7 protein-coding genes and 1 pseudogene are annotated in these 18,098 nt (G+C 43.3%); 6 read left to right on the top strand and 2 right to left on the bottom strand.

Annotated elements, in window-relative coordinates:
* Positions 1-16 precede the first annotated feature (16 nt).
* The 4 genes and pseudogenes from ACQKMP_RS07400 to ACQKMP_RS07385 all read left to right on the top strand — a co-directional run bounded on the left by ACQKMP_RS07400 (position 17) and on the right by ACQKMP_RS07385 (position 7,340).
* Positions 17-3,820, top strand: a complete 3,804-nt coding sequence (locus ACQKMP_RS07400; RefSeq protein ID WP_427469091.1) for a GH32 C-terminal domain-containing protein — start codon at positions 17-19, stop codon at positions 3,818-3,820.
* A gap of 272 nt (positions 3,821-4,092) precedes the next feature.
* Complete coding sequence (locus ACQKMP_RS07395; RefSeq protein WP_379423548.1) at positions 4,093-5,073, top strand: ROK family protein; 981 nt, start codon at positions 4,093-4,095, stop codon at positions 5,071-5,073.
* Between the two features lie 261 nt (positions 5,074-5,334).
* Positions 5,335-5,592: pseudogene (locus tag ACQKMP_RS07390) on the top strand (MFS transporter); the annotation flags it as partial.
* Positions 5,593-6,158: 566 nt separating this feature from the next.
* On the top strand, positions 6,159-7,340 hold the full coding sequence (locus ACQKMP_RS07385; RefSeq protein WP_427469090.1) for a sensor histidine kinase: 1,182 nt from the start codon (positions 6,159-6,161) through the stop codon (positions 7,338-7,340).
* Between the two features lie 208 nt (positions 7,341-7,548).
* Here the strand turns inward: ACQKMP_RS07385 and ACQKMP_RS07380 are convergent, their stop codons facing one another.
* Positions 7,549-9,480 (bottom strand): ATP-dependent DNA helicase, encoded by a 1,932-nt coding sequence (locus ACQKMP_RS07380; protein WP_427469089.1) that lies wholly within the window; start codon positions 9,478-9,480, stop codon positions 7,549-7,551.
* Positions 9,481-9,814: 334 nt separating this feature from the next.
* Here ACQKMP_RS07380 and ACQKMP_RS07375 point away from each other — a divergent pair, with 334 nt between their 5' ends.
* Entirely contained in the window at positions 9,815-10,261 is a 447-nt protein-coding gene (locus ACQKMP_RS07375) for a V4R domain-containing protein (protein ID WP_339245983.1), read from the top strand.
* A 118-nt stretch (positions 10,262-10,379) separates the two neighbouring features.
* On the opposite strand, the gene ACQKMP_RS07370 is transcribed toward ACQKMP_RS07375, so the two are convergent.
* Positions 10,380-13,034: a cation-translocating P-type ATPase gene (locus tag ACQKMP_RS07370; RefSeq protein WP_427469088.1), complete on the bottom strand. Its 2,655-nt coding sequence runs from the start codon at positions 13,032-13,034 to the stop codon at positions 10,380-10,382.
* A gap of 517 nt (positions 13,035-13,551) precedes the next feature.
* Here ACQKMP_RS07370 and ACQKMP_RS07365 point away from each other — a divergent pair.
* Positions 13,552-18,015 carry an endo-1,4-beta-xylanase gene (locus ACQKMP_RS07365; RefSeq protein WP_427469087.1) on the top strand — a complete coding sequence of 1,488 codons (4,464 nt, stop codon included), beginning with the start codon at positions 13,552-13,554 and terminating at the stop codon, positions 18,013-18,015.
* Positions 18,016-18,098 lie beyond the last annotated feature (83 nt).

Genomic DNA, 18,098 nt, shown 5'->3' with positions numbered 1-18,098 from the left:
AAAGAGGGCAAAGAAGATGAAAAATAAAGGGAAATTCGCAATATGCTTTCTTATGGCAACAGGACTTGTAATGACTTCAGCAGGCATTTATGTAGCAAATCCCGGGACTGGATGGGCTGCGCTCGCTGAACAGGAGGTAAGCAAACGAGCTAAGGTGGGACTTTCTATTTTTGAAAGCGTAACCAATACAAATACGAATTTGACAGGTTGGCAAATAAAAGGAAAAGGTAACTTGGTGGATACTCCTGAAGGAATCTTACTGACTTCCGATCCAAAAGAAAATGTAATGGCAATCTCCGAAACGGTGTCAGAGGATTTTATCTATGAAGCTGACGTCATGATCAAGGATATGCAAGCTGATGCGACCTTATTGTTCCGTTCTAATGAAGATGGCTGGGGTTCCTACATGCTCCAAATTGTTCCGAATGCAGGTATGATCCGCTTACGAGACGCAAGTGATGGTGAAGGGAAATTAAAAGAGGAGCGGAAGGTTACAGTCAAGGCAGGCGAAATCTATCATCTCAAGGTGAAAGCAGAGGGTTCATCGCTGAAAATATATTGGGACAATGCATATAAACCTGTGATTGAGGTTCAGGATAACGCGTATCGTACAGGTAAGCTAGGACTCAATGTATGGGATGGTTCTGTTTTGTTCCAAAACATAATCGTAAGTGATCTGAAAGGAAATCTTGGTGCTGTGGTTACAAATCAAGGACAATGGCAGCCTAATATCAGCGGCAAAAAAGGAATGGTAGCAAACCAGAGTAAGTCACTGCAAATATATAACAAACAAGCTGCTGATTTTGTATATGAAGGAAATATATCTCTTCGTCCTGATTCTGTTGCAGCGCTCGCCTTTCGTTCATCGGCTGATGGAACAAAGGGATATGAAGCTGCCCTTACGAAGGAAGGAAATCAGGTCCGTGTAAGCTTGACGAAAGCTAACGGAACAGACATTGCAAGTTCACAGCATACCTATCCAAGTCAGACCGGAGCAAAACATCACGTAGAGATAAAGGCAAGTGGAAACAGAATTCAGGTCTTCCTAGACGGATACACCCCGGCTGCAATCGATCTAACAGATAAAACCTACACCGATGGATATGCAGGAATCGTCGTTAAACAAGGAACGGCTTACTTCCAGGATACTTATGTGACGGATGCTAGCAGTTATTATAATGAAAAATATCGTCCTCAATATCACTATACGCCAATTCGTGGTTCTGCAAGTGATCCGAATGGACTGGTCTATTTCGAAGGAGAATATCATCTATTCCATCAGGACGGAGGCACATGGGCACATTCTGTCAGTAAAGATATGCTGAACTGGAAGCGCCTTCCGATTGCGCTGCCCTGGAATGATCATGGACATGTCTGGTCTGGATCGGCTGTGGCAGATTTGACGAATGCATCAGGCTTGTTCGGGGATTCAGGAGGTAAGGGGCTGATTGGCTACTACACTTCCTATAATCCCGATGGCCCGAATGGGAATCAGCGTATCGGTCTTGCATACAGCAAGGACCAAGGTCGTACTTGGGAGTATTTCAAGGAACGTCCAATTGTTATTGGAAATCCCGGAGATAATGGAGATGAGCCTGGAGGTTGGGATTTCCGTGATCCGAAAGTGATTCGTGATAACGACAATAACAGGTGGGTAATGGTTGTATCCGGTGGAGATCATATTCGTTTCTTTACTTCAACGAATCTACTTGATTGGACCCTGACAGATAGTTGGGGATACGGGGACTATGTTCGCGGCGGTGTATGGGAATGTCCGGATTTACTTCAGCTTTCGGTAGACGGAACATCACAGAAGAAATGGGTTCTGATGATTAGTACAGGAGCGAATCCAAAAACAGGCGGATCAGATGCTGAATATTTTGTGGGTCATTTAACAGCGGAAGGTAAATTCGTTAATGATAATCCGTCGAGGAAAGTATTGCGAACAGATTTTGGAAAAGAATTCTACGCTTCGATGTCTTTTTCGAACATGCCAGATCATCGCAGCGTAATGATGGCTTGGATGACAAACTGGGACTATCCGTTTGCTTTCCCGACGACCCATTGGAAGGGCGTACTGTCAATCCCAAGGGAAGTCTCATTAGTAACGACTAAAGATGGGATTCAGCTCGTTCAAAGCCCAATCAAAGAGTTGGAATCGCTGCGTAGTCAGCTGTATTTTACAGCTAATAAAGTGGTGAGTCCTTCTTCTCAGAACCTACTGAAAGGCGTTACTTCTGGTGTATACGAGATTGAAGCTGAAGTAGAAATTCCTGCAGGCAGTCAGGTAAGTGAATTTGGTTTTAACGTTCGAGTAGGTGGAAGTCAGAAAACGGTAGTTGGATATAAACCTAGTGAGAGTCAGATTTTTGTGGATCGGTCTGCATCTGGTATGACGGATTTTTCGAGTTTATTTAGTACAAGACATGAAGCGCCAATGCAAACGGAGAATAGGCGTATTAAGATGCGTATCCTTGTAGACGAGTCTTCTGTTGAGGTTTTTGGCAACAGCGGTAAAGTCGTTTTCTCTGATGTCATTTTTCCGGATCCAGCCAGCAGAGCTTTGAGCTTTTACACCAATGGAGGCAACGTAAAGGTCGTATCTCTGAAAGTGAATCAGTTAGGATCTGTATGGAATCAGGAGTCCGATTCCGCTACCAAGATAATGATGGATACAAATGATCGTGAACTGAGCAAGGGGCAAAGCGACACACTCTTGGCAATGGTAGAGAATGGAACAGGTAATGGTGCACAGCCGCTGAAATGGAATTCCAGTAACAAGGATGTAGTTGAACTAAACGTAGAAAATAGCTCACAGGCAACCATTGTAGGAAAAAAAGAAGGCGAGTCTATCATTACTGTCTCTACTCCAAATGGGAAGACATCAATAAGCGTTTTAGTTAAGGTAACTGATGGTGAATTTCATACGAACTTAGGTGGATGGACTAAAGATCTTTCTGCAGCCTCTTGGGTCATTAGTGAAAATGGGATTCGTGGAAATTACTTGAGTGACGCGAATTATATCGCAGCGAAGCAGGCTGGAGACTTTACTTATGAAGCAGATATGATATTAGGGAAATCCGGGGGAGCAGGCTCTATGTTGTTCCGCGCCAGCGAAGATGGACGCAGCGGATACTACTTAAATCTGGATCCGAATATGAAGTCCGTACGTCTCTTTTATAAAATCGAAGGCCGTTTTGAAGAGCGTCAAATACTGGCGAAAGTTCCGATGTTCATTCAGCCGGGTCAAACCTATAAAGTAAAAATCGAAGCGAAGGGCTCGCATATTGTAGTTTATGTGGATGGGCAGAAAGTGATCGACCTCCAGGACGGCACATTTGCAGAAGGTCGCTTTGGACTACATGTATTTGGCGGATATGCTTCATATCAAAACGTTAACGTGAGCGGAGAAACACCTGCCAACTTAACCACATCTAGTCTAGTAAATGCAAAACTACAGAAATCTCTCTATACAGCAAATCTTGCAAATGGTGAAGCTGTTACCCTGAAGGATGCGAATGTTTCTACGGATCAGAAATGGGTAATCGTGCCGACGGGGGATGATGCAGGTTCCTATTCCATTCGTACAACAGCCGGTCAGGCGCTTGATCTCGACACAGGGCAAAATAAAATTCAGTTATACCATTATCTCGGATATAACAATCAGCGTTGGATTCTTCACAAGAATGATGATGGTACTCTAAGCATTATTTCTGCTCATCATAGGAAAGCGCTGGAAGTATCAGCGGATGGAACAACATTGTCTTTAAGCGAATTTGATCCTACTCTTGATCGGCAAAAATGGGTAATTACGAATTAAGATGAGAATGATGGAACTAATGGAAGAGCGGCTAAGATTTGGCGGCTCTACTTCTTAATAATTAAAGGTCCTTATTGTTAATCCGAGCCAGGTTCAATTCTTTGCAATTCAGTTTGATGGACCCCAAGATTTAATATTTCACTATCGTATTAAGATACGAAGATGAAAACTAGACGACATTAAGGTACAATCTACTTAAAAGGAATACCTGATGAATTGATCCCTACGTTCATCGAGCAGGGGGGCTTATGAGAACAGCAAACGCCAACTTAATGAAGGAAATTAACCTCAACAACGTTCGTCAAGTGATGAAACGTATAAATACAGCTACCAAACCCCAGCTGGCAGCACTGACCAAACTGAGCGTCGTAACAGTAAACTCATTAGTCAAGGAGCTGCACGAGTTAGGTGAGCTCTTCGAAGACTTGACTGTACCATCAAACGGCGGTAGACCAGCACAAACTTATCGCTACAATTACAACTTCAGCCTCGGGCTAGTCATTTATCTGAAGGATAAAGAGGGACAGGTACTGATTTCAGCCACTGTCGTGAATTTGGAGAACGAGATTCTGGCGAAGGATGAACATATCATTCCAGTCTTCGAAAGACAATTTTTTTGTGATATTATTGAACGCTCTATAGCCTTGTATCCTTCTATCAAGGTTATTGGCATAGGCATTCCGGGACAGGTTGTCAACGGCGAAATTAAAGTCAGCAGCCACCATGAGCTGACTGGCTCACGGATGATTCAAGAGATTGAGCAACAATTTGAGTTGCCTATCTTGGTTGAAAATGACGTTAATGCAGCTATCAGCGGATATTGCATGAACCAGGGAGAGGAAGAGGAACAGTACTTGCTTGGTCTTTACTTTCCAAACAGGTACCCACCTGGCATGGGTATCTATCTGAATGGAAAGATCCTTAAAGGTAATCAGGGCATGTCAGGGGAAATAAAATTCCTGCCCGACATGCCTGACTGGAGTCTCGAGATGGGCAAGGACACGTTCATCGATACTGTCTGCCGGATTATCCAAACCCTGAATGCTGTTCTTGCTCCGGACAAAATTGTAATATATCAGGATAAGGTGGAATTAGAAACCTGGACATCTGCTTGGGAAGCTTATCAGCTTCGACATCCAATGCCCATTTATCCACAGATTGTTATGCAAAATACATTTCAAGATGACTTCGAGGCTGGCCTGCGCTGGTTGACATTGAAGTCATTGGAGCCGGATTTGGTCGAGCTCCATTAAGAGGTTGTCCCATAAGTCATGAGATGAATGACTTATGGGACAAGCCTCTTTTTTTTAGGTGATCAATATGAGTATTGATCCAATTGCTGATATGCACTGCACACTAATGATACGGCTCCAGATCAGTGAATGGGTTGCTTGACAAAGGAATACTTATATCGCATACTTCATACATAGACTTTATAAAGTATATTTATTAAGTGCGTAAATGTATTTCTTTACGCGTGCAACGAATCATTTTTATCACGTGGGGAAGCATGCTTGTCTACCTGGTTTTTGATTATTATATATCTGGCTTTTATCAGTCTAGGACTTCCTGACTCTTTACTCGGCTCGGCAGGTATCGTGTCCATGATCATTGCGGGAGGGACCATCGTGTCCAGTCTGTTCAGCAACAGGATGGTCGAGCGTCTGGGTACGGGTAGAATCACATTGTTCAGTTGTTTCCTTACTGCGGTTACGCTACTTGGATTTTCCATTGCTCCATCGATGCTCTGGTTCATAGTATTTGCCATTCCACGGGAGCGGTGGATGCCGCACTAACATTGATGTTTTTGAGTACAGAGACGATTAATAGATTGCTGATAAAACCCACACAAGGGAGGGGATAAAGAGATGGTTTATATCATTTTGTGCGCAATCATCTGGGTAGGAGTGTATTTGAATCTAGCCGCATCGAAGGAATCGATGGATGTGAAGCCTATTCGTTCCGTGAATGATCTGTTTGAATAATCAAGGAGCAACGTAAAAAGCATTTGATCCTGGATCAAATGCTTTTTTGATAGTACAAAGACATTATCGTTTCAATTGCATAGTTATACTAGAATGAGGAAGGTTAGCCTTTTGAAGGTAAGTAGGGGCTAACAAGCTCCCCTTGGTTATATGATTTATCATACAAGTAATCAACACCCCAAATCATTCCGTTACAGGCGGAATAGCTTGGGGTGTTGCATTTTTTATAGCGCTTATAATTATTAATTAAGTAAAACTATTGGTTTTGTGAAATATAGTGACTTACTGTTACTTTTGAAGCAGGAAAATATACATATATATTGAATACAAAACAACAAAGAGGGAGGATGAAAATGTCATACAGAGCAAATGCATTACGTTCGTCATTAACCCTAGCTGTTCCAATTATTTTAGATAGGCATTACCATTCTATAACTATGAAAAATATCGAATCCGTCTGGTTTGTAGAGACGCATAAGGAATTGTTAGATTCAACATTCAGCACGATATTAATCAGTATGATAGAGGCACTGTTCTTGGATTCCTTTGGTTACGACCAATACCTAAGCCTACTAGAAAAAGAGGGGGTGGAGCGAGGGATTTATACTGCAGAAATATTCGGTGATCATTTTGATATCTTACTTGAAATGAGCAAGGATTTAAACTTAATCGCTCAGAATATGATGTTTAAGATCATTGAAGAGATGGAAGATGATTCTACGACTCGATTGTTTTTTTATAATCGTTTAATGGAAAGCAACTGGATCGGTTTTACGGGCTTTGCAAAGGGGTATTTATCTAATAAAAATCAACAGATTGACAATTTGCACGAACAAAAAATAGCTGTTATGGGACAAATGGCAGCTGGTATGGCACATGAAATACGGAATCCGCTTGCTTCGATTAAAGGATTTGCCCAGCTTGTAAATAACAGGCTATATGAACCGGTGATCAAGGCGGATGAATTGCGTGCGTATCTGGATATAACCATCAAAGAGATTGATGCTCTGAACGGATTAGTAACGGACTTCCTAGTACTGGCTCGAAAAGGAGATAGTTCGAAAAATAACGGCGTAGTATATAACGTTATCGAGGTTATACATAGAGTTAATAACATCGTGAATCAACTCATACTTAGTGATGATATTATTCTTTCCGTGGAGTATTCTCTAGAGAAAGTAATGACGTATGGAAACGCCTCTCAACTAGAACAGGTAATCCTTAACATTTTAAAAAATAGTATCGATTCATTCACAGCGTTTAGAGGCAGAATAGACATTACAGTTAGCACCGCTAATGAGACTAACGAAATTATCCTTATTTTTAAAGACAATGGAGAAGGAATTCCACTGGATAAACTAAATCGCATATTTGACCCTTTCTTTACAACCAAGCAAAAAGGGACAGGGATTGGATTATCAATTTGTAAACAATTAATAGAAATGTATGGGGGACAAATTAAGGTAGACTCAGAAGTTCAGGTAGGTACTAGCGTGATGGTTATTTTGCCTTGGGTAAATGATTATCACATTTGAGGCTACGAACAATTTGAATGATTGAATGAAGGATGATAAATGGATCATCAGCTTCGGAGAGCTGTTACAGCAAAAATAAACAAGCCTGGCACAGAAGCTTATCAGGCTTGTTTATTATTTTTCATGCTGAAAAGGATCCTATCCTCCAAACGATACGCAGTATCGCTATTCAAAAATACGCGTTCCTTAGAGGACGGCACAGCCTGTTCTACTTAACGCTAAGTTGTATCTCTTTTTCTTTTACAAACTTCTCCAGCACTCTAAAATCCTCGGTAACCTTTTTAAATGGTAAAGATTCCAATGCCTTATCCCGGTAATCCTTTTTCGCAGCAGCAGACAGACGGGAATCAAGTATGCTGAGTACACCAAGGTCAGTCTCACTACGGATCAGTCGCCCGGTTCCTTGTCTTAACCGAAGCAGCATGTCCGGTACAAAAACGTCATTTAAGGGATCCTTCGCCAAAGATGCCTTATATTCATAGACAGGATCGGAAGGAACAGGGAAGGGCAGACGGAAAATAATTAACTGCGACAAATCAGAACCTTCGATGTTCACGCCTTCCCAGAATACACCGGTACTAAGAAGGACGCCTTTACTGCCACGGAATTCAGCGATCACCCCGTCCTGAGACGATCCTTCTCTTTGAACATGCACCGCCCATGCAAGCTTCTCGGATTTTAACTTATTATGAATGTACTTCATATCTTCCTTCGCTGAAAAAAGAACCAATGTCCGTCCGTCCGTTAAATTACAGAGCCTCAGCATTTCCTTGTATGCCGCTTCAAGATAACCTACCTTGTTCTGATGGTTGTAGTAAGGGATGTCCTTAGAAATATACAGCATGGTGTGGTTGTCATAATCAAACGGCGAAGCCTGGCGCTCCATATAATCTCCCTTGTAACCGAGCGACTGCGTCAGATATGCATATTGTTCCTCTAGTGTTTCTCCGGTTTGGCACATGGTTGCTGACGTTAAAATAACAGATGTTTTCCCGTTAAATAAGCTATATCTTAGGAACTGGCTTATGCCTTTAGGACAGATACTAATAGTGGCCTCACGCTGGGTATTGCTTCCCCAAATCAGGTAGTTATCCTGGACTCCGGCGAGTACATCAAAGAGATCTATAAGTCCGTTTATAGCTTCAAAAAGATTATCGATCTCTCGCTCATGCTTGGAAGTTAAGACGGATAAGCTGAGACTAAACTCTTTCAAAACCTGAGCCCCCCGCTTTAACGGAATCCCTGTGATCTCCGACACTTTTATCCGGTCATTATCCTGCTTGGCTGTTTGCAGCAAATCCGCTTCTACCTGTTTGAAAATATGAGCCACGCATCTTTTTAAAAATTTAAATTGCGGCAAAAGGCCGTTATCTGCGGATTGCTTGAAGAGAATCTGTAAGGTGTCATCCAGAATACGGCAGGTTCCCCGGTATGTAAACTCGAGCGTTCTAGCATCTCTAACCTTTGCTTCCAGATTATGAGCTTCATCAATTACGATCAGAGCTGGCCGTTCAGCGATTAATCCCTTCGTTCCTTCTTTTTTCTTGATCAAATCACGGATGAGCAGGTCCTGGTTGACGATAATAAAATCCATGTCGCTGGCGTCGGCGTTAATCTTCGCTCTCATCTCGTAAAATGAACATGTGCTTTTATAATGGCATCGTTCAAATTTACAATCATTCACACAAACATTAGACCATACTGCATCACTAACTCCGCCCTTAATATCTGCTCTCTCATCAATGTCATAATTCACAATACGCTGGGCAAGCGTAGATAGAGGAGAGCTTGAATCATCAGGTTGTAACAGGTCTGTTGCCCTGTATCGGCAAGCATATTGCCCCATACCTTTTCCGACTACGGAGCGAACCGATGTAAATCCGAGCCGGCTTCCGATGAATCTCAGATCTTTATGGATCTGTTCTGAAAGTTGTATGGAGGATGTTGCAATAATGATCGGTTGCCTTGAGACTTGGTTGATGAGCAGGCTGGGTATGAGGTATGCAAAGGACTTACCGATGCCGACTCCAGCTTCAATCATTGCGTTTCTACCATTAATATAAGCATCAGCGATATCCAGAGACATATCTTGCTGGCCGATCCGCTCTTTAAGTCCAATCCTGGGAAATCTATCATACATCCGAAAGATGGCATTGACTAAAGAGGGTTCGATGTCCTTTTTTAGCTCCCGCTTCTGTAATTTATATAGATCACTTAACCAGCTAATAACGACCGCCCCTTTTCATTATCAATTTTCTTCCAGTCCCAGTTTTTTGGGTGAGGTTGTAATTATCGTAGATGAAGCGCTAACAGTCAAGTGTCAGAATATAAAATAATGATTTTTAACCCTTGTTCTTCCAATCATTAGGGATAGGAAGTGCGTAGGATCACAAAGCATTTATTGGATACGTTTATACTCAATATATCAATTAAATTTGAAATATAAATTACATAAGAATTTGGAGGCTACGGGCATGGATCAGTTTACTTTTACAGATATGAAAAAAATAAAGAGAGAAAATTTGGGTGATGCTGTACCCTTAGAGCTTTTCAGAACGATTAGACTTATTGGATTATACCAAGCGTTACCCATGAATGGTAAGGGCACAACGTTGACAATAGGAAGAAAAATTGGGGAAGAGTTTGGTGTTACCTCCGTTAATGAACTATTCGGGTTATTCGAACAAATGAAGATAGGGATCCCAATAATAACCCATGAAGATGACAAGGGAATGTCAATTGCAGTACACGATTGTTTCTGCGAAGGGTTACCTATTATGGAAGGGAAAATGGTATGTGACCTAGAGGGGGCCATTATCGAAGGAGCACTTAGCAAAATACGTGGGAAACGAGTTTCCGTCCGGGAAGTGAAATGTAATGTTCATGGGGATGAATGTTGTGAATACATAGTCAAATATTAAAAATTTACGTGATATTTTGATCATAATACGGATGTTTAAATCAGATCTGAAAATGACAGAAGAACAGCGATTCTCCATCCTTGGAGAATCGCTGTTTTGTCTTTTTGTTCAATTGTGATTAAGAAGCTGATTTAGGAGTAAACGCTCTACGAATAACCTTCGTCAATTCCATTAGGATGACGGCGCCGAGTGCCAGCCCGCTTGCAATCAGCCAATCGGACATTCCGAATGAAGCGGGAATCGAGAAGATTTCTCTAACTCCTGGCAGAACCGCAATCCCGTAAAAGGCAAAGCAGACCAAAACGGCTCCGATGACGTATTTGTTGCTGAAAAACCCAGCTTCAATAGCTGTTTGACTGTTCGAGCGAGCGGCAAAGGTCTGAAGTGTACGAGACAGGATCAGGGTTGTAAATGCCATAGCCACGCCCATATCAGGGGAATGCTGGAGTCCGATATACAGGGATATAATTACGGCTATACCTATAAGTAGACCACGGGTAATAATAGCCTGCATCATTCCTCCGGCAAATATACCTTCCTTCAGTTCTCTTGGATTTCTGCTCATCACATTAGGTTCAGGTTTCTCCATACCAAGAGCAATGGCTGGCAGAGAATCATTCGCCAGATTGATGAATAGAAGCTGAATCGCCGTGAAGGGATTAATCCAGTCGAAAATCAGGGCAAAGAGGATGGCGATAATCGCACCCAGGTTGCCTGAAAATAAATAGGCGATCGCTTTTTTGATATTGTCGAATACCGTTCTGCCCACAGATACAGCATTAACAATAGATACAAAATTATCATCCGTCAAAATCATGGCTGCCGCATCTTTAGCAACGTCAGTTCCACTGCCCATGGCAACACCAATATCTGCTTGCTTCAATGCAGGCGCGTCATTTACACCATCACCGGTCATGGCTGTAATTTTGCCTTTTCGCTGCCATGCACGGACAATTCTGATCTTGTTCTCCGGGGAGACTCGGGCGTACACACCAATCTGCTCAAGCTTATTATCCAGTTCTTCGTCGGACATGGCATCGAGCTCTTGACCGGTTACGGCAATTTCTTTTTCGGTCATAAGACCGATATCGCGTCCGATCGCTTGTGCGGTTGTCTTATGATCACCAGTAATCATGATGGTCCGAATTCCAGCCTTCTTGGATTCTGCGATCGCGCCATAGACAGCTTCCCGAGGGGGATCAATCATAGCTGTCAAGCCTACGAGCACCAGATTTTGTTCATCCTCAAGACCCACTTCAGTGACTGTATTTGGTACAGTTTTGTAGGCATAGGCAAGTACACGTAGTGCTCTGCTGGAGAATTCCTCATTGGCTTCAATGAAACGATCAAGAACTTCCGGTGTCATCGGCACTTCTTGTCCACTTAGTAGTACATGCGTACAAAGACTAAAGAGTACATCTGGTCCGCCTTTAGTAATCATTGCTTTTTGTCCGTTAAAAGTGTGTAAGGTCGTCATTAGCTTGCGATCCGAGTCAAAAGGAAGTTCGGCTTCACGAGGGAAATTATCGCGTATTTCCTTGTAATCTTTATTCATGCTGTTACTGAAGGCAATAAGTGCCACCTCAGTTGGATCGCCTAGTTCTTTACCATCTTCATTAATGTTAGAGTCGTTACAAAGCACGGCAATGTGTAGGAGGCGCCGGGCTTCCTCAGACCATTCTTCGGGCTCTTGATTGAATTGATCACGATCACCTTCCGGTAAAAAGTAATCTACAACTGTCATTTTATTTTGGGTCAGAGTACCGGTTTTGTCCGTACAGATGACACTGGTTGATCCAAGTGCTTCGACGGCTGGCAGCTTACGAATAATCGCATGTTGCTTAGCCATTTTATTCGTACCTACGGATAAGACAATCGTTACGATCGAGGATAGAGCTTCAGGAATAGCGGCGACTGCCACAGCGACTGCAAACATTAGGGCATTCAGAATGGCTTCCGTGGTATCCACTGTATCATTCGACAGCCAAACACGTCCGGCTTGGATGGCAAAGATCAAAACGGACAGCACGATAATCGCTACACCCAGCTGTTTGCTAAAGGTTTCGAGCTTACGCTGTAGTGGCGTCTGCTTGGCTTCGGCGCTCTCAATGAGTTCAGCGATTTTGCCGATTTCGGTTGTCAGTGCAGTTCCTGTTACTACAAGAGTTCCACGGCCATATACAACCAAAGAACCGCTAAACGCCATATTACGACGGTCTCCGAGTGGAGATTCCTTCGCGATGGTATCCGTATGCTTCTCTACAGCTTCGGATTCTCCGGTCAGCATGCCTTCATTGATCTTCAAGCTTCCCGATTCTATGATACGGCCGTCGGCAGGTACGAAATCTCCAGCCTCCAGTAATACGATGTCACCGCGAACAAGCTCTCTGGCAGGGACGGTTTTTAAGGCTCCATCCCGCAACACTTTAGCCTCGGGTGCCGACATCTGCTGCAGGGCATCAAGTGAACTCTCCGCTTTACGAGTTTGGATGACACTTATAACTGCATTGAGAATCAACACGAGGAAAATGATAAGCGACTCCATAACTTGACCCATAACAATCTGGACAATGGCCGCAATAAGCAGTACGACCACCATAGGGTCCTTGAAATTTTCAAGAAAAAGCTTCCAGAGGGGATCTTTTTTCTTTCCTTTTAATTCATTGTAACCATCACGTTCCAGTCGTTTGTCGACTTCTGCCGACGTAAGCCCGTTAGTTGTACTCTGCACTTCCTGTAAACTGTCTGTTACATTCTTGCGGTAATACTCCACTAATGATAGCTCCTCTCCGCTGTGCTGTGTCTTTTTTTTAGGTCTCATAAGCTTCGATTTACTGCATAAGTGCACATAACTGCGTGTTCTACACAAGTATGGTATATCAGTTCGTCAAATCAGTAGACTTCAGGACCTATCTTCAAACTTACGATTCAACTTGGAGCAAGTTTCAAAATATGGAGCTTAGTATGCGCATATCTAAAAAAAGATCATTCGTAATCGTCCATATTGTGAAATCTTTTTAATGAATAGTATTGGATTACCTATGAAGAAGTCTTAATACATGGGAAGACATAGGGAATTCCTCGATCTTTCGTGTGTTTTCCTATGATTATGGGGGGTAACACCTTTAGTATTAGTATAGTTGTCAATTGTGTCGGAGTTGTAAAATGGTGTAAGCACATATGTAAGCGGTTACAAATGGGGGGTGAATCTCTAAAGTTAAAGACATTGGCTACACCTAAGTATCAGGAGGATATCTCATTTTAAAATCACTGGAGGAGGAATGCAACAAATGAGTAGAATGTTCAAACAAGTCATCTCGATCTTACTCGCAGCTGCTTTGCTTATTCCGTCTAGCTGGCTGGCTCCGATTACGGAAGCTGCAGCACCCGATGCGACAGTACCATCAGACTCAGTAATGGTATATCACGAGAATTTTGTGAGTGGCAAGGGTCTAGCTTCACAATCAGGCAGTGCTAGTCTTACGCCTGTCACCGATAAAGCATTTGCTGGCAATGCTGACGGAGCGGCTTTATATGTAAGCAACAGAACAAATAACTATGACGCGGTTGATTTCAAATTTAGTGACATGGGCCTAGAAAACGGTAAAACCTACATGGTGACTGCATCCGTTTATGTTGACGCTGATGTGACTGTACCTAGCGGCGCACAAGCTTATCTCCAAACCATAAGCAGCTATGGTCTTTTGGCAAGTGTAAATTATGAAGCAGGTAAAGCGATCACCTTGACTAAAGAATTCACTGTGAATATGAGTAAAGATACGACGCTACGTATTCTGTCGGACGAGATTGGTAAAGCCGTTCCGTTTTACATTGGGGACGTCCTCATCACGGCAAAAAAAGCGGTAACAGAAACGGATAAAGAAATTTATCACGAATCTTTTGTGAGTGGCAAGGGTTTAGCTACACAATCAGGTAGTGCTAATCTAACAGCTGTCACCGGTAAGGTTTTTGCTGGTAATGCTGATGGTGCCGCTTTATATGTTAGCGATAGAACAAATGATTGGGACGCGGCTGATTTTACATTTAGCGACATAGGCCTGAAAAATGGTAAAACCTACACGGTGACCGCAACAGTGTACGTTGATCCTGATGTGACTGTACCTAGCGGTGCACAAGCTTATATACAAGCGATAGGCAGTTATGCCCTTTTGGCAAGTGGGGATTATGAAGCTGGCAAAGGGATCACTTTGACGAAAGAATTCATCGTAGATACGAGTAAAGATACGAAACTTCGCGTCCAATCAAACGCGATAGGGAAAGCCGTTCCGTTCTATATCGGCGATGTGTTGGTTACAGAAAAGGTGACAGCAGAGCCGACACCATTACCAACACCAGAACCACCCAGAGATCCAGCGTTGCCTTTTACCACGGTTAATTTTGAGGATCAAAAAGCAGGTGGTTTTGAAGGCAGAGCAGGTAGCGAGACGCTTACTATTACCGATGAAGCGAATCATACGGATAACGGTTCATATGCTTTAAAGGTAGAGGGCAGAACGAGTACCTGGCATGGGCCTTCATTACGTGTGGAGAAATATGTGGACAAGGGCTACGAATATAAAATTTCGTTATGGGTCAAGCTGATCCAGCCTGCAAGCTCCCAGCTTCAGCTGTCTACCCAGGTTGGCAATGGAAGCAGCGCCAATTATGTACAACTCGCACCTAAAACCATCAGCGCAAACGATGGCTGGGTTCAGTTCGAAGGCACATACCGCTATAACAATGTAAGCAGCGAGTATTTGACCATTTATGTGGAAAGCTCAAGTAACAGTACTGCATCCTTTTATATCGACGACATCAGTTTTGAAAAAACAGGATCGGGTCCGGTTGGTATTCAAAAGGATCTGATTCCGATTAAAGATGCTTATGAAGATCATTTTTTGATCGGAAACGCAATATCTGCGGAGGATTTGGAAGGCGTAAGACTTGAACTTCTGAAAATGCATCATAATGTCGCTACGGCAGGTAATGCCATGAAGCCGGATGCATTGCAGCCTACAAAGGGCAACTTCACGTTCACTGGTGCGGATGAGCTTGTAGATAAAGTGTTGCATGAGGGAATGCAGATGCATGGCCATGTATTGGTATGGCATCAGCAATCACCAGCATGGATGAATACAACATCAGATGCAGACAACAACACGATCCCCTTGGGACGGGATGAGGCTCTAGATAATATGAGGACTCATATCAAAACCGTTATGGAGCATTTTGGCGATAAGGTGATCTCCTGGGATGTTGTCAATGAGGCGATGAGTGATAACCCGTCTAACCCAACGGATTGGAAAACTGCACTGCGATCCGCCCCATGGAAGAGTGCTATCGGCGCAGACTACGTAGAGCAGGCATTCCTGGCGGCAAGAGAAGTTCTAGACGCGAATCCTGATTGGAATATTAAACTCTATTACAATGATTATAACGAAGATAATCAGAATAAAGCGCAGGCCATTTACAGTATGGTCAAAGAAATTAATGATAAATATGCGCTCACTCACCCTGGTAAATTACTTATTGATGGTGTCGGCATGCAAGCACATTACAGCATCAATACAAACCCGGAAAATGTGGAGCGGTCATTGGAGAAGTTTATTTCCTTGGGCGTCGAAGTTAGCATTACCGAGCTGGACATTCAGGCTGGAAGCAACTATCAGCTTTCTGAGAAGCTCGCTAATGCGCAGGGTTATCTGTATGCGCAGTTGTTAAATATCTTCAGAGCTAACGATGAGCATATCAAACGCGTTACCTTCTGGGGTATGGATGATAACACGAGTTGGAGAGCTTCGTCCAATCCACTACTGTTCGATAAGAACTTACAAGCCAAGCCAGCTTACTATGGCGTTATCGATCCTGATACCTTCATTGAAGAGCATGATCCTGAAAAGGTTGAAGCCAATCATTCGACCGCCAAATTCGCTGCACCTGTCATTGATGGAACGGTTGACGAGATCTGGAGCCAGACCGCAGAAATGCTGATCAACCGTTATCAAACGGCTTGGCAGGGAGCGAGCGGAGTGGCAAAAGCACTCTGGGATGATCAAAATCTTTATGTCCTGATTCAGGTTAGCGATACGCAGCTTGATAAGAGCAGTGTGAATGCATATGAACAGGATTCGGTTGAAATCTTCGTGGATCAAAACAATGGGAAAACAACGTTCTATCAAGAGGATGATGGACAGTACAGAGTCAATTTTGACAACGAGACTTCATTTAATCCCACAAGCATCGCAGCTGGTTTCGAATCGGCGACTCACATTTCCGGAACAAACTACACGGTTGAAGTGAAGATTCCGCTTCATGGGATAACTCCGGATGACGATACAAAGCTTGGTTTCGATGTACAGATCAATGATGCTAAAGACGGCTCACGTCAAAGTGTTGCGGCTTGGAACGATACAACCGGTACTGGATATATGGACACATCTGTTTACGGTGTACTTACCCTCAAGGGGAAATCAACTGATACGGAACCAACACCAACACCAACACCAACGCCAACGCCAACCAATGAACCAACTGGTAGTAGCAACACTGGTAGAGCAGTAACAACTCCACAGCCTGTAGCCATTACAAACAAAGAGGGTGTTGTTACGATTACACTGGAGGTGAAATCCGATAACGGGCGTGCCATAGGCACGATCTCCAGCGACAATTTGAAAAAAGCGCTTGAACAAGCTACAGCAGCGGCAAACGGCAAGAAACAAATCGTGATCGAAGTACCAAAGCAAACGGATGCGAAAGTGTATGATATACAATTGCCAACCCAAAGCTTGATGGGGAAAGAAAACTTTGAACTATTGCTTAAGACGGAAAATGCTACAATCCAAATTCCAAGCAATATGCTGCCCGACTTAACAGACCATGCTGAGCAAGTGTCCATACGCATAAGTAAAGTCTCAGCGGACAGCCTGAGTGCAGCTACCCGCAATTTGATCGGCAGCCATCCGGTTATTGATCTAAGCGTAGTATCAGGCGATAAAGTCATTTCATGGAATAACCCTAACGCTCCTGTCACGGTATCCATTCCGTATACACCGACAGCGGAGGAACTAAGTAATCCGGATTTAATCGTTGTTTGGTACATCGATGATAAGGGCAACGTAGTACCGGTTCCGAACGGTCGATATGATGCTGCAACCCAAACGGTTGTATTTCAAACGACCCACTTCAGCATTTATGCAGTAACCTTTGTAAAGAAAAACTTCGGAGACCTGCAGAACGTATCTTGGGCAAAAAAAGCCATAGATGTTATGGCTGCTCGCGATGTCATCCAAGGAACGAGCGTGAATAGCTTCTCACCTGCAGATTCTATGAAGCGAGCGGATTTCATTGCTCTTCTTGTCAGAGCGCTTGAACTGAAGGGAACGGGCAAAAGTGCAGCATTGTTCAGCGATGTCCAAAAGACGGACTATTATTATGATGAACTGGTCATCGCGAAGGAACTGGGAATTGCCACAGGCTTTGAAGATGATACGTTCCGACCAAACATTGAAGTCTCTCGCCAAGATATGATGGTGCTGACTGCGCGTGCGCTAGCGGCATCCGGTAAGCAAATCAAGGCGAGTGGAACTTTAAATGCTTATCTGGATGAAGCAAGCATCTCCAGCTATGCGAAAGACAGCGCATTATTGTTGGTCAAATTCGGAGTTGTGAACGGAAAGAACGATAGAATTGCGCCTAACGACACGCTTACCCGTGCTGAAGCAGCAGTTATCTTGTACCGCATCTGGAAGCTGTAGGCTAGCTTGGAGAGAAAGTCCTTATAGGCGGTTACAAGAAATATCAAAAAAAACGTAACGACAGAAAACAGCGATTCTCCCAT

It is taken from the genome of Paenibacillus sp. NPDC101420 (genome assembly GCF_050277435.1).
GTDB lineage: Bacteria > Bacillota > Bacilli > Paenibacillales > Paenibacillaceae > Paenibacillus_AQ.
The sequence above is the reverse complement of the archived record's forward strand: the minus strand, read 5'-3'. Positions and strand labels throughout refer to the sequence as shown.